Source organism: Mycetohabitans endofungorum (assembly GCF_037477895.1).
Lineage (GTDB): Bacteria > Pseudomonadota > Gammaproteobacteria > Burkholderiales > Burkholderiaceae > Mycetohabitans.
Genome location: NZ_CP132744.1, coordinates 646,443 through 659,785, shown reverse-complemented (window position 1 = coordinate 659,785; position 13,343 = coordinate 646,443). Strand labels below are relative to the sequence as shown.

Genomic DNA, 13,343 nt, shown 5'->3' with positions numbered 1-13,343 from the left:
CTCCCGCTGCCGCGCCGCTGGTCGGCACGCGACCGCTAGCCGGCACTCAACCCATCGCCGGTAACCGGTGCGAGCGGGCCACAAGCTGATATCCGACATAGGTCAACACGCCGCAGACGCCGATCACGATCCCCATGGCGCGTGGCGAGCCATCCTGCAACGCACCGACCGCTAGGCTCGACAACGCGCCGAGCGCCAGTTGCATCGCGCCGAACACCGCCGCCGCTGCACCGGCGTTGCGCGGATAACGGTGCATCAGATCAGTTGTGCAGTTCGCGCCGAGCACACCGACCACGCTAACCACAAAAAATAGCGTCGCGACGATCGAGCGCAGGCCGCCCCAGCCGGTGGTGCAGGCCATGAACACTCCGAGCGAGGCGAGCAAGCACACCAGCGACGAGGCCGAGATCATGCGCAGCGCGCCGAGTGCGCCGACCAGCCGTACATTGAGGACATTTCCCGCCATGATGCCGACGATGTTCAGCGCAAAAAACAACCCATAGGCCTGCGCCGACACATGGAAGTAATCGATGTAGACGAACGGCGTGGCCGTGATGTACGCGAACATGCCGGCGAACGCCATGCCACCGCAGAGCATGTGGCCCCATGCCACCGGGTCGGTCAGCAAGCGCCCGTACACGGCGAATGACGCGCTGAGCGCGTTCTCATGCCGCTTGTGCGACGGCCACGTTTCCGGAATCTTGCGCACCGCCGTGATGGCGCAGGCTGCGCCGAACAGCGCCAGCGACACAAACACCGCGCGCCAGCCGCCGAGCAGTAGCAACTGCCCGCCCACCAGCGGCGCGAGCAACGGCCCGATTGACGTAACGATGGCCAGCATCGACAGCACGCGGGCCGCATCGGTGGGGCCATGCGCATCTCGCGCAATCGCGCGCGCGAGCACCGACGCAGCGCCGGCGCCCAGCGCCTGCAGGAAGCGTACTGCGATCAGCCAGCCGATCGACGGCGCTAGCGCACAGGCAATGCTGGCCAGTCCATACAGCACGATACCGCCGATCAAGATCGGGCGCCTACCATAGGCGTCGGACAATGGGCCATACAGTAGCATGCCAATCGAGAAGCCGAACATGAAGCTGGTCAGCGTCACTTGTGCGGCCGACGCACTGATGTCGAACGCCACTGCCAGCGACGGCAGGCTCGGCAAGTACATGTCGATCGAGATCGGGCCACACGCGGCGAGCCCGCCAAGCAAGAGAATCAAGCGCCAATCGGGCCAGCGGCGAGCAGTCGGAAAATCGGGCATGGAGAGACTGCGGGAGGCCGCGCACACGGCCTTTCATCAATTAAGGACCTCATTGTACGCGACGGCGCCGCGCGCGCCGCTCCGGTACAATGCACGGATGTCATTGCTGCAACGCGGGATGGATTCGATGTCCAAGAGCCAACTTCTTTTCGAACGGGCCCAACGCATGATTCCGGGCGGCGTCAACTCGCCGGTGCGCGCTTTCCGCTCGGTCGGCGGCACGCCGCGCTTTATCGCACGCGCGCACGGCCCCTATTTATGGGACGCAGACGGGCAACGCTACATCGACTACATCGGTTCGTGGGGCCCGATGATCCTTGGGCATCTGAATCCAGGCGTACTGGCCGCGGTACAGCGCGCGCTCGCCTCGGGCTTCTCATTCGGCGCGCCGACTGAGGCGGAGGTCGAAATCGCCGAGGAGATCTGCCGCCTAATGCCATCAATCGAGCAGATCCGCATGGTCTCGAGCGGCACCGAGGCCACGATGAGCGCGTTGCGACTCGCCCGCGGGTTTACCGGGCGCAGCCGCATTGTCAAGTTCGAAGGTTGCTATCACGGCCATGCCGACAGCCTGCTCGTGAAGGCCGGGTCCGGACTGCTGACGTTTGGCAACCCCACCTCGGCCGGTGTGCCGCCCGACATCGCGCATCACACCACCGTGCTTGAGTACAACAACGTTGAGCAGTTGAACGAAGCATTCAGCGCATTCGGCACGCAGATCGCAGCGGTCATTGTCGAGCCGGTCGCGGGCAACATGAATCTCGTGCGGGCGTCGGCCGAATTCCTCGCCGCGTTGCGCAAGCAGTGCACCGAGTACGGCAGCGTGCTGATCTTTGACGAGGTCATGTGCGGTTTTCGCGTCGCGCTCGGCGGTGCGCAGCAGCTGTTCAATATCGTGCCGGACCTGACCTGCCTGGGCAAGGTGATCGGCGGCGGGATGCCGATTGCTGCGTTCGGTGGCCGGCGCGACATCATGGCGCACCTGGCGCCGCTGGGCGGCGTCTACCAGGCCGGCACCCTGTCAGGCAACCCACTTGCGGTCGCCGCCGGCCTCGAAACGCTGCGCCAGATTCAGGCGCCCGGCTTTTATGACCGCCTGTCCCAGCAAAGCGCGCGGCTCGCCGGTGGGCTGCAGGCCGCCGCGCGCGACGCGGGCGTGCCGTTCAGCGCGGACTCGCTGGGCGGCATGTTCGGCCTGTATTTCGCCTCGCAAGTGCCGCACAGCTTTGCCGAGGTGATGCGTTGCGACGTGCCCCGCTTCAACGCGTTCTTCCACGCAATGCTCGATGCCGGCGTGCATTTCGCCCCATCGGCGTACGAGGCTGGCTTCGTGTCGATCACGCACGACGACGCGGTCATCGACGAAACGCTGTCAATCGCCCGCACCGTGTTCGCTGCGCTGCAACGCTGAGCACCGGCCCCTGCCATGTTCTCAGACTTTGATCGCCTGCAGATGCAACGCGCGCTCGTGCTCGCCGAGCGCGGGTTATACACGACGTCGCCGAACCCGCGCGTGGGATGCGTGCTCGTCAAGGACGGTGAAGTCATTGGCGAAGGCTTCACGCAGCCGGCCGGACAGGACCACGCGGAAATCCGCGCGCTGAAAGACGCCCGCTCGCGCGGCTACACTCCCGCCGGCGCCACTGCCTATGTGACGCTAGAGCCTTGCAGCCATTTCGGTCGCACGCCACCTTGCGCGAACACGCTGGTCGAAGCCGGCATGGCGCGGATAATCGTCGCGATGGAGGATCCGAACCCGCAGGTCAGCGGCCGTGGCCTGGCCATCCTGCGCGATGCGGGCATAGACGTGCGCTGCGGACTGCTTGCGCACGAGGCGCAAGAGTTAAACATCGGCTTCGTGTCACGCATGACGCGTGGCGTTCCGTGGGTGCGACTCAAGCTCGCCGCGACGTTAGACGGTCGCACCGCGTTGCCGAACGGTCAAAGCCAGTGGATCACGTCGAACGCCGCGCGCACGGACGGACACACATGGCGCGCCCGCGCGTGCGCGACCCTCACCGGCATCGGCACGGTACGCGAAGACGATCCGCAGATGACCGTGCGCGCGGTGCCCACGCCTCGCCAACCGCTGCGCGTGCTGGTGGACAGCCGTCTGGACGTGCCACTGAATGCAAGGATTTTAGCCGGCGCGCCACCGCTGGTCATCTGCGCGCGCGACGACGGAGAATTCGCCCCGCGTGCGCATGCGTTGCGCGCGGCCGGCGCCGAAGTGATTGCGTTGCCGAACCGGTCCGGCAAGGTTGACCTGCCGGCTGCGCTACGGCTGCTCGCTGCACGTGGCGTCAACGAATTGCATGTCGAGGCGGGCTACAAGCTCAACGGCTCATTGTTGCGCGAAGGCTGCGTCGACGAGCTGCTGCTTTACATCGCTCCGGCCCTGCTCGGCAACGCGACCGGCATGTTCAACCTCGAGCCGCCGCCGGCGCTCGATCGGCGGGTGCGGCTCCGATATCATTCGATCGAGCGGATCGGCGACGATCTACGGGTCCTCGCCAGGCTTGTGTCGGCCGAATCTGACAACGCACCGCAAACGGGCGATCCGCGCTCACAATGAAGGGATTCTCTCGTATGTTCACAGGCATCGTCGCGGCGATCGGCCGCATTGAATCGGTCACCCCGCTGGGCACGTCCATCAAGGACGGCGTGCGCCTGTCGATCGCCGCCGGCACGCTCGATCTGTCCGATGTCGGGTTGGGCGACAGCATCGCAGTGCAAGGCGCATGCTTGACGGTCGTGGACAAGACATCGACGCAGTTCGAAGTCGATGTGTCACGGGAAACGCTGAACTGCACCGCCGGGCTCGCACAACCCGGCGAAGTGAACCTCGAAAAAGCGCTGCATGCGCATGAACGCCTGGGCGGCCACCTGGTCAGCGGACATGTCGATGGGCTTGGCCAGGTCAGCCGCTTCGATCCGGTAGGCGAATCGCACGAATTGTGCATCGTCGCGCCATCGTCGCTTGCGAAGTACTTTGCGCACAAGGGGTCGATCACGGTCAATGGTGTCAGCCTAACAGTCAATGCCGTGCAAGATCTGGACGATGGGTGCAAATTCTCGATTAACGTGATCCCGCACACGATACAAATGACCACGCTGCGATACCTGCGCGTTGGCGACGCGGTCAATCTCGAAGTCGATATGATTGCGCGCTATGTGGAGCGGATGCTCAATGCGTCTCAGGACGGCTATAAATCATTGAAGTAATCCAATTTTTCAAGAGTTTATTGTTTGCCGGCGTCGCGCCTAAACCGGCTGTGGGAGGGAATCGAACCGCTCAATAGCCCCGCGGCGCACTTCTCAAAAGCAGTATTGACGATCATCGCGACGACGGCAAACGCGCAATCTAAGTCGCCGCTCTGCTGCACGCGCCGAAACGCCGGTTTAAAGTCACTTGCCGCCATAGCGACGGTGGTTAGAATCACCGGCCTGCTCAATAGTATCGCTAATTTACCAGGTCGGACCACGGCTTAACGACCAAATCACTTTGTCAGGCACGCGAGAAGGGGCAAAATTCGCCGTCACGATGCAAAATTCGAGCTTGATTTTGATGATAGGCGACGCGCCCCTCGATCATAAGAGGATCCGGGCACTTTCTGCGTATCCGCAAGACCTTCCATGCTTCGCAACACTTGGTTATGTGTTTTACATAAATATGTGTTACGATGACTATAACTCAATGGAGGTAACATGGCTGAAACCGTTAACTTCACGGGCGCGGTTGACCGCGACCTGCTCAAGCGCGCTAAAGTTCTTGCGGCGAAATCGGACACGTCCGTCAATGCGCTTTTTAACACCGAACTTCGCTATCTAGTGGAGACGTTCGAAGCGGCCGAAGCCCGCGGCAACCAAAATTTCCGCACCTTGCTCGACTTCTCGCTCGGTCGCATTGACGACCGCCAGGCGATGCAAGCACTCGGTATCGAGAGCGACGAGGATTTGTTTCTGCTGATGGCTCAGGCACATCTGCCAATGCCGCGCCTGCCGGAGGCGAGTACGCGCCGCATGGTGGATGACCTCAACGCCTTGCTCAGTTAGTCCATGGCGAGCAACACGACCGTCACCCTGCTTCCTGATGCCGGCCCCCTGATTACGCTCGCCTATGCCGATGCACTCCATTTGCTTCTGAAGCCAGGCTGGTTGGTCGCACTGGTCGATATGGTGCAGCATGAGGTCACGCGCAGCGAGACGCCGACCAGCACACGGATTGTTACATGGGCGCGCAATAACAGCATCCCGGTTCTCGAGACGAACCTCTATCACCGATATATGCAAGCGAATATGGCTTCGCCTGTCCGAAAAGCCAATCTCGGAGAACTTGCCATACAGGAAGCGATGAGTGGTTTCGGCCTTGCTGCCGAACAAACCGGCATCTTTCTGTTTGAAGATCACAAGATCGCGCGCGCCAGTTTCCTGCTACCGGATAACTGCCGCAAAGTCTCTACTCGCGCATTCCTGCTGTTTCTTGAGCAACAAAATTTGATTGACTCGGCTGTCGAGGTCGAGCGTCGCGCGGTTCTCGCGGGGAGGCAATTCTCCCAAATTCGGTTTCCGCCAGAATGACCAGCGACCAAAGAAACACGCGAAACATCTACCAGGCGTCCCACCACCCGGTGACGCGATCAACCGTCGCGAAGCGCTGCGCTCCCCATACCGACACACAAGCGGCCTAGAACCCGCGCGGAACCGGCATAGAAATCGGCTCTTGACGCGGTGCTGACGTAAAATAGTGGTTTTCCTATCGCGCCACCATCGTCCACCATGACACTCGCTTCCACGCAAGAGATCATTGCCGAACTCAAGGCCGGCAGAATGGTCATCCTCGTCGACGAAGAAGATCGCGAGAACGAGGGCGACTTGGTGCTAGCCGCTGATTTCGTCACACCGGAAGCGATCAACTTCATGGCTCGCTATGGCCGCGGGCTGATCTGCCTGACGCTGACGCAGGAGCGCTGCCGCACATTGAATCTGCCGCTGATGACGCAGCGCAACGGCACGCAATACGGCACGGCGTTCACGGTCAGCATCGAGGCCGCGCAAGGCGTGACCACCGGCATCTCCGCTGCCGACCGTGCACGCACCATCCAGGCGGCCGTCGCACGCGACGCTCGAGCCGAGGATATCGTGCAACCTGGACACGTGTTTCCAATCATGGCGCAGCCCGGTGGCGTGCTGGTGCGCGCCGGCCATACCGAGGCCGGTTGTGACCTGACGGCGCTGGCCGGGCTTACGCCGGCATCGGTGATCTGCGAGGTGATCAAGGACGATGGCACGATGGCCCGCTTGCCCGACCTCGTCGAGTTCGCCGCGCAGCACGGTTTGAAGGTCGGCACGATCGCGGACTTGATCCAGTACCGCAGTCGCACCGAATCGATCATCGAACGCGTGGCGCAGCGCACGATGCATACCGTGCATGGACCGTTTAATGCGGTACTGTTTCACGACAAGCCGAGCGGCGCACCGCACCTGGCGCTGGTACGCGGGCAACCCTCACCTGAGGTCGAGACCCTGGTACGGGTACACGAGCCGCTGTCGATCCTCGACTTGATCGAAACGGGTGTCAGTACACACTCCTGGACATTGGATGCAGCGCTGCGCGAGATTGCCCAGCGGGAAACCGGCGTCGTGGTGTTGCTGAACGTGCACGAGTCCGGCGAGCGGCTGCTGGACGTATTTGAGGCATTCGAGCGGCAGGACAAGGCAGCCGCACTCAAGCGCCGTCCGGTCGATTTCAAGACGTACGGCGTCGGCGCGCAGATCCTGCATGATTTGCATGTCGGCAAAATGCGGGTCTTGTCGAATCCGCGCAGGATGGGCAGCATGTCGGGGTACGGCCTCGAGGTCACCGGTTTTGAACTCATGCCGGCAGCAGCAAACGGATTCGCGGGCAGCGGCCCGCGTTCGCACGAATAGGGCGACGCGCGCGTTATCTGCCTATTTTGGATCATGGCCCGGCGGCGGCGTCCCGCCTCGCCCAACACATCAACGGAACACTCATGGAAATCGGACAATATCAACCGAATCACGATGGTGACGGATTGCGTATCGGCATCGTCCAATCCCGCTTCAACGAGCCGGTCTGCAACGGGCTAGTCGACGCCTGTGTCGAGGAACTCGAGCGCCTTGGCATCGCGGGCGAAGACGTGCTGCTCGTCACGGTGCCCGGCGCACTGGAGATTCCGCTCGCGCTGCAAAAGCTCGCTGAAAGCGGCCAGTTCGACGCGCTGATCGCGCTCGGCGCGGTGATTCGCGGCGAGACCTATCATTTCGAATTGGTGTCCAACGAGAGCGGCGCGGGCATCAGCCGGATTGCGCTGGACTTTGGCGTGCCGATCGCCAACGCGGTGTTGACCACCGAAAACGACGAGCAGGCGATCGCGAGAATGACCGAGAAAGGCCGCGATGCGGCACGCGTTGCGGTGGAAATGGCAAACCTATCGTCCGCGCTCGACCAACTCGATCAAGATGACGACGAGGACGAAGAAGACGAAGCGGCAGACGAGGATCGGGCATGACAACGAGAAGTGCTCGCCGTCGCTCGCGCGAGTTGGCCACACAAGGGTTGTATCAGTGGCTGCTGTCGGGTGCAGCGCCAGGCGAGATCGACGCGGCCATGCGTGAGCAGCCCGGCTTCGACAAAGCGGACCGCGACCATTTTGATGCGCTGCTACATGGCGTAATCAAGCAGTCGGCGACGCTGACTGAAGCGCTCATGCCATTTCTGGATCGCCCGATCGACCAATTGTCGCCAGTCGAACGGGCGGTGCTGCTGATCGCGGCATACGAATTCCAGCATCATGTCGAGATCCCGTACCGGGTTGTGATCAACGAGGCCGTCGAGTTGGCTAAGACATTTGGCGGTGCCGACGGCTACAAGTATGTGAACGGCGTCCTCGACAAGCTTGCGGTGACCATGCGCGCCGACGAAGTCAAGACGCGCGGTTGAATGCGTGCTGCCGCATCCGCTAGGAATTCTGCATGACCGACACTGATTCGATGCCCAACCCGCTCGACACCGCCCGGGCCGGTCGGCTCGCTTCACGCATCGACCAGATCGCGCCATTTCATGTGATGGAATTCGTCAAGCAAGCCAACCGCCTCGAGCAGGCAGGCCATGACGTGATCCACATGAGCATCGGCGAGCCCGATTTCACGGCGCCACCGGCCGTCGTCGAAGCGGCGGCTTCGGCCCTACGCCGAGGCCTCACGCAGTACACGCCGGCGCTGGGTATCACGCCGTTGCGCGAAGCCATTGCAATGCATTACCGGCGTATATATGGCATCGATGTCGAGCCGGCCCGCATCATCGTGACGGCCGGTGCCTCTGCGGCGTTGTTGCTCGCTTGCGCAGCGCTCGTGGATCGCGACGACGAGGTGCTGATGCCGGATCCGACCTATCCGTGCAACCGTCACTTCGTCACCGCCTTCGAGGGCCGGGCGGTTCTAGTGCCGAGCGACGCGGCGCAACGCTTCCAGTTGAGCACGGCGCACGTACAGCAACATTGGGGCGCAAACACACGCGGCGTGCTACTCGCATCGCCGTCGAACCCCACCGGCACATCGATCGACGCGGGCGAACTGCAACGCATTGTCGATACGGTCCGTGCCTACGACGGTTTCGCAATCATCGACGAAATCTATCAGGGATTGACCTATGATGCGCCGCCCGTCTCGGCACTGTCACTGCGCGGCGCACACGATCATGTCGTGACCGTAAACAGTTTTTCGAAGTACTTCAGCATGACGGGCTGGCGCCTGGGCTGGCTCGTGGTGCCGCCGCACTGGGTACCGGCCTTCGAGAAGCTCGCGCAGAACCTGTTCATCTGCGCGTCCGCGCTCGCGCAGCACGCGGCGCTCGCATGCTTCGAGCCCGCGTCACTTGAGATCTACGAGCAACGGCGGCTCGAGTTCAAGCGACGGCGCGACTTCCTGGTACCGGCGTTGCGCAAATTGGGTTTCGGCATACCGGTCCTGCCGGATGGCGCGTTCTACGTCTATGCGAACTGCCGCGGCATCGCGCACCGGGCTGCGTCGGACAGCGCGGCGCTCGCATCCGTGATGCTTCAAGAAGCGAAGGTCAGCATGGTGCCGGGCCTGGACTTCGGCATGCATGCGCCGCACGATTACCTGCGAATTTCATACGCGACGTCGTACGAGCGGCTGCAACAGGCTATCGCACGGTTGCACATCCTATTTGACGCGTCTTAAGCGAGCGCCGCCGCCGCCTCTTCCCCGCCGGCCGAGCGGCGCCTGCCACCGATCAAGCGCCGATGTCGGCCAACTGCTCGGTATGTTTCGATACGGTACTGGCGCCGGCGTCGTCCTGCGCATGCGTATCGGCGCCGGCAAGCGCTTTTTGTGTGGCCACCGGGCGCTCAGTGCCCAGCTTGACTTGCACCCGTTGCGTCGATGCATTGGTCTGCGGCGGCGTCGATACGAGCATTGGCGCCGGCGATTGCGGTGCGTTAACCGGCACCCTACGTCCGCGCGCGACATCCCGCAGCCGCGCGCGCTCGGCCAGCACCTTCGCGCCATAGCCACCGTCGTTCGGCGATGTCGAGCCGACGTAACGCCGCAAGCCACCTGCTACAGAGCCGCCACGGGCAATGCAGTCCTTGAGCACCAGGGCGCCGACCTTGATGTTGGCCAGCGGCTGCAGCGCAGCGTTCTGCCCCCCGAAATAATCAAACTTGTCGGAATGAATGCTAGACATCACCTGCATCAGGCCCTTGGCGCCGACGCCACTTTCCGCATACGGGTTGAATCCCGATTCGATCGCCATCACCGCCAGCAATAGCAGCGGGTCGAGCCCAACCTCGCGGCCAGTGTTGAACGCCGCCTTAACCAACTGGCGGACCGGCTCCTGCGCGACGCGATAGCGCCGTGCAAGGTAAGCGGCAACCAGCGCTTGCTCATGCGTCGACACCAGCACGCGATCGTCTCGCGCATCGGAGGCAATACGCTCGGATGGGATGAGCCGGGCCAGCGAGCCGACCGACGGTAGTGCGCGCGGATCGAGCCCATTGAGCGTAACCGGATCCAGGCCGGCCCCACCGGGCAGGTCGTCATATCCCAGCTCGAACGTCGCCGCGAGGAACCTTTTGCCGCTGGGCGTAGCGGATAAGGGCGTTATCCTCAGCGGGGCGGCGTCGCCTTCCATTCTGGCGTGCGGCGCGAACGGCGGCAACGGTTGGCCGGACAGCAATCGCGCCGGGCCATTATGCACCGCATCCACGATCAACGGCATCACCTTCGCGGCCAAGGTGCCGCGCAGCGCCGGCTGCCACCACAACGTCAGGCTCGTGAGCACCGCCAGCGCGCCGACGAGGCTCAACAGCGTGGAAGAAAGCCGCGTGCCGCGGCGTAGCAGTTCGCGTACCGTTTGCACGACATCGCTCTTCGGTCGCCAGCCTAACCAAGTATTCATACTTCACAAGCTCCCATGGTTCATGGCCGGTCGCGCCGTGCTTTGCAGCGACGACGACATCCGTGCGAGCACGCAAGCGCAGTCGCAGCCGATGTGCACGACAGGCCAAGGCGTCGCCTACGTTGGTTAGCCGCGGGACGATGCCGGGAAGAGATGGCGAGCGCCATCTACGAGGACGGGGGCGTCAGGATTCGTGACACACGCTGCGCGCGCGTCAATCAAGCCGCGCGGGCCACCCGCACTAAAAAGCCGGCGTATTGCGGCCGGCCGATGTCAGTTTGCGCCGCCCTTAGCGGGAAGGATCAGCGTGACGCGAAGCGCCAAACAGAATGGCGGACCACAAGGCGGTCCCGCCACTGACGAGGTCGGATTCTAACAGGGTTTTATAGATCGTCAAAACTAAGGATCCGAAAAATCAATACCTTTAGTTATAAAGAAAACGGTCAATCAATGGGTCTGAAGCAAGCCGCGTGCCCTGGCCGACAGGTGGTCCGGTTTGCAACCAATGTGTCGCGCACGCGCACAAGCTAAAATGTACCCCTTGTGCCCGGCACGGCCGGCGACGTCCGTATAGTGTGATGAAATACAAAGACCTGCGTGATTTTGCGAGCCGCCTCGAAGCATTGGGAGAACTGCGAAGGGTGCGTGCTGCCATCTCGCCAGTGCTCGAAATGACCGAGCTATGCGACCGCGTGCTCAATGCGGGCGGCCCCGCGCTGCTGTTCGAGAACCCGACTGGGCATACAATGCCCGTGCTCGGCAACCTGTTTGGCACGACACGTCGCGTCGCGCTCGGCATGGGCGTTGATGCCGATGGCGACGACGCGGCCCTAACGTCGCTGCGCGATATCGGTCACCTATTGTCGTCGCTGAAGGAGCCGGAGCCGCCGAAGGGCCTGAAGGATGCGACACGGCTGCTTTCGCTAGCCAAAGCCGTCTGGGACATGGCGCCCCGTACGGTCAGCGCACCACCTTGCCAGGAAATCGTGATCGAAGGTGACGATGTCGACCTGGCGCGGCTGCCAGTCCAAACCTGCTGGCCGCACGATGCGGCGCCGCTGATCACCTGGGGCCTCACCGTCACGCGAGGTCCGAACAAGCCGCGTCAAAACCTGGGCATCTATCGGCAACAAGTGATCGGGCGCAACAAGCTGATCATGCGCTGGCTCGCTCATCGCGGCGGCGCACTGGATTTTCGCGAATTTGCGCTGGCCCATCCTGGCCAGCCCTATCCGGTCGCCGTCGCGCTCGGCGCCGATCCGGCAACGATTCTCGGCGCCGTCACGCCGGTACCCGACACATTGTCCGAATATCAGTTCGCCGGGTTGCTGCGTGGCGGCAAAACCGAACTGGCCCGCTGCTTGACGCCCGGATTGGCGCATCTGCAGGTGCCAGCCCGCGCGGAAATCATCCTGGAGGGGTTCATCCAGCCCGATGGAGGCGAAGCGCAAGACATCTCGGCACAGCCGGGACCTCTGTCGCCGCGCGCTCGCGTGGCCGGCCCGGCCGGCCGCTACGAACATGCGCTGGAGGGCCCCTATGGCGATCACACTGGCTATTACAACGAGCAAGAGTGGTTTCCAGTGTTCACCGTCGAGCGCATCACGATGCGGCGCGACGCGATCTACCATTCGACGTACACGGGCAAACCACCGGACGAACCGGCCGTGCTCGGCGTCGCGCTGAACGAGGTATTTGTGCCGCTGCTGCAAAAGCAGTTTCCGGAGATCACCGACTTCTACCTGCCGCCGGAAGGATGCAGCTACCGGATGGCCATCGTGCAGATGAAGAAAAGCTACGCCGGCCACGCCAAGCGCGTGATGTTCGGCGTGTGGAGCTTCTTGCGGCAATTCATGTATACAAAGTTCATCGTCGTGGTGGACGACGACGTGAATGTGCGCGACTGGAAAGAGGTGATCTGGGCCCTGACGACACGCGTGGATCCGAGCCGCGACACGGTGCTGGTTGACAATACGCCGATCGACTATCTCGACTTTGCGTCGCCGGTGGCCGGGCTCGGCTCCAAGATGGGCATCGACGCAACGAACAAGTGGCCCGGCGAGACCTCCCGCGAATGGGGCCAGCCGATCGTGATGGACGCAGCCGTCAAGCGGCGCGTCGATGCACTATGGACGGAGATCGGCCTGGGATAGCAATGGCGCCAGCGGGCGTGTATGCGGCAACCTATCATCACCACGACGGCGCAGTCACCACGACGGCTCAGGCTTGCCGTCCGCTACCAGCGCCGATAATAACCGCCGTGCCAATGAGGATGCGGATACCACGGCCGGTAATAGCCACCGTAGCCACCCACAACGACCGCGGGCGGCGGTGTGTAGACCACCGGCGGCGGAGGCGCGTAGACTACCGAAGGTGGAGGCGGCGCATAGACGACTGGCGGCGGCGTATAGATCGGAGTGGCATATACCGGACCGGGAATCCCGATCCCCACGCCGATCGATATATGCGCTTGCGCGGCGCCCGCCCCTGCCAACAGGGTGACGGCGCCGACTAGGATCGGGATGATCTTTTTCACTACTCTCTCCTGAACACAATGCCGCCTATTACGGCACCACCCTTGCAATGTACCGAAAATGCGCGCGGACGGCCGGGCCCAATTGTTGCAAAATGCAA

General features: G+C 62.7%; 13 protein-coding genes. 10 read left to right on the top strand and 3 right to left on the bottom strand.

Features of this window, described 5'->3' with window-relative positions:
• Positions 1-46: 46 nt before the first annotated feature.
• Complete coding sequence (locus RA167_RS03020; RefSeq protein ID WP_076786231.1) at positions 47-1,264, bottom strand: Bcr/CflA family multidrug efflux MFS transporter; 1,218 nt, start codon at positions 1,262-1,264, stop codon at positions 47-49.
• A gap of 127 nt (positions 1,265-1,391) precedes the next feature.
• Between RA167_RS03020 and hemL the strand changes: the two genes are divergently transcribed.
• The 9 genes from hemL to RA167_RS02975 all read left to right on the top strand — a co-directional run bounded on the left by hemL (position 1,392) and on the right by RA167_RS02975 (position 9,490).
• Positions 1,392-2,675, top strand: coding sequence for a glutamate-1-semialdehyde 2,1-aminomutase (hemL, locus tag RA167_RS03015; protein WP_076787737.1), 1,284 nt, complete (start codon positions 1,392-1,394; stop codon positions 2,673-2,675).
• A 15-nt stretch (positions 2,676-2,690) separates the two neighbouring features.
• Positions 2,691-3,839 carry a bifunctional diaminohydroxyphosphoribosylaminopyrimidine deaminase/5-amino-6-(5-phosphoribosylamino)uracil reductase RibD gene (ribD, locus tag RA167_RS03010; protein ID WP_076786230.1) on the top strand — a complete coding sequence of 383 codons (1,149 nt, stop codon included), beginning with the start codon at positions 2,691-2,693 and terminating at the stop codon, positions 3,837-3,839.
• A 14-nt stretch (positions 3,840-3,853) separates the two neighbouring features.
• Entirely contained in the window at positions 3,854-4,489 is a 636-nt protein-coding gene (locus tag RA167_RS03005) for a riboflavin synthase (RefSeq protein ID WP_076786229.1), read from the top strand.
• A gap of 483 nt (positions 4,490-4,972) precedes the next feature.
• A complete protein-coding gene (locus RA167_RS03000) occupies positions 4,973-5,320 on the top strand; it encodes a hypothetical protein (RefSeq protein WP_076786227.1) in 348 nt (115 codons plus the stop codon).
• 3 nt (positions 5,321-5,323) lie between these two features.
• Complete coding sequence (locus RA167_RS02995; RefSeq protein ID WP_076786226.1) at positions 5,324-5,845, top strand: hypothetical protein; 522 nt, start codon at positions 5,324-5,326, stop codon at positions 5,843-5,845.
• Between the two features lie 198 nt (positions 5,846-6,043).
• Entirely contained in the window at positions 6,044-7,195 is a 1,152-nt protein-coding gene (gene ribBA, locus RA167_RS02990; protein ID WP_076786225.1) for a bifunctional 3,4-dihydroxy-2-butanone-4-phosphate synthase/GTP cyclohydrolase II, read from the top strand.
• Positions 7,196-7,278: 83 nt separating this feature from the next.
• Positions 7,279-7,797 (top strand): 6,7-dimethyl-8-ribityllumazine synthase, encoded by a 519-nt coding sequence (gene ribH, locus RA167_RS02985; protein WP_076786224.1) that lies wholly within the window; start codon positions 7,279-7,281, stop codon positions 7,795-7,797.
• Positions 7,794-8,228 carry a transcription antitermination factor NusB gene (gene nusB, locus RA167_RS02980; RefSeq protein ID WP_076786223.1) on the top strand — a complete coding sequence of 145 codons (435 nt, stop codon included), beginning with the start codon at positions 7,794-7,796 and terminating at the stop codon, positions 8,226-8,228. The genes ribH and nusB overlap by 4 nt, the downstream gene beginning before the upstream one ends.
• A 32-nt stretch (positions 8,229-8,260) precedes the next feature.
• A complete protein-coding gene (locus tag RA167_RS02975; protein ID WP_175972430.1) occupies positions 8,261-9,490 on the top strand; it encodes a pyridoxal phosphate-dependent aminotransferase in 1,230 nt (409 codons plus the stop codon).
• 52 nt (positions 9,491-9,542) lie between these two features.
• Here the strand turns inward: RA167_RS02975 and RA167_RS02970 are convergent, their stop codons facing one another.
• A complete protein-coding gene (locus tag RA167_RS02970; protein WP_076786222.1) occupies positions 9,543-10,709 on the bottom strand; it encodes a lytic transglycosylase domain-containing protein in 1,167 nt (388 codons plus the stop codon).
• 578 nt (positions 10,710-11,287) lie between these two features.
• Here RA167_RS02970 and RA167_RS02965 point away from each other — a divergent pair.
• Positions 11,288-12,862 carry a UbiD family decarboxylase gene (locus RA167_RS02965; protein WP_076786221.1) on the top strand — a complete coding sequence of 525 codons (1,575 nt, stop codon included), beginning with the start codon at positions 11,288-11,290 and terminating at the stop codon, positions 12,860-12,862.
• 83 nt (positions 12,863-12,945) lie between these two features.
• On the opposite strand, the gene RA167_RS02960 is transcribed toward RA167_RS02965, so the two are convergent.
• On the bottom strand, positions 12,946-13,245 hold the full coding sequence (locus tag RA167_RS02960; RefSeq protein ID WP_076786220.1) for a hypothetical protein: 300 nt from the start codon (positions 13,243-13,245) through the stop codon (positions 12,946-12,948).
• Positions 13,246-13,343: the final 98 nt, after the last annotated feature.

Excerpts from the sequence above, each read along its gene's own strand:
- RA167_RS02975 (WP_175972430.1), top strand. The coding sequence starts at position 8,261 with ATGACCGACACTGATTCGATGCCCAACCCGCTCGACACCGCCCGGGCC.
- RA167_RS03020 (WP_076786231.1), bottom strand. The coding sequence starts at position 1,264 with ATGCCCGATTTTCCGACTGCTCGCCGCTGGCCCGATTGGCGCTTGATT.
- ribD (WP_076786230.1), top strand. The coding sequence starts at position 2,691 with ATGTTCTCAGACTTTGATCGCCTGCAGATGCAACGCGCGCTCGTGCTC.
- ribH (WP_076786224.1), top strand. The coding sequence starts at position 7,279 with ATGGAAATCGGACAATATCAACCGAATCACGATGGTGACGGATTGCGT.
- RA167_RS02995 (WP_076786226.1), top strand. The coding sequence starts at position 5,324 with ATGGCGAGCAACACGACCGTCACCCTGCTTCCTGATGCCGGCCCCCTG.
- RA167_RS03005 (WP_076786229.1), top strand. The coding sequence starts at position 3,854 with ATGTTCACAGGCATCGTCGCGGCGATCGGCCGCATTGAATCGGTCACC.
- hemL (WP_076787737.1), top strand. The coding sequence starts at position 1,392 with ATGTCCAAGAGCCAACTTCTTTTCGAACGGGCCCAACGCATGATTCCG.
- RA167_RS02970 (WP_076786222.1), bottom strand. The coding sequence starts at position 10,709 with ATGAATACTTGGTTAGGCTGGCGACCGAAGAGCGATGTCGTGCAAACG.
- RA167_RS03000 (WP_076786227.1), top strand. The coding sequence starts at position 4,973 with ATGGCTGAAACCGTTAACTTCACGGGCGCGGTTGACCGCGACCTGCTC.
- ribBA (WP_076786225.1), top strand. The coding sequence starts at position 6,044 with ATGACACTCGCTTCCACGCAAGAGATCATTGCCGAACTCAAGGCCGGC.
- nusB (WP_076786223.1), top strand. The coding sequence starts at position 7,794 with ATGACAACGAGAAGTGCTCGCCGTCGCTCGCGCGAGTTGGCCACACAA.
- RA167_RS02965 (WP_076786221.1), top strand. The coding sequence starts at position 11,288 with ATGAAATACAAAGACCTGCGTGATTTTGCGAGCCGCCTCGAAGCATTG.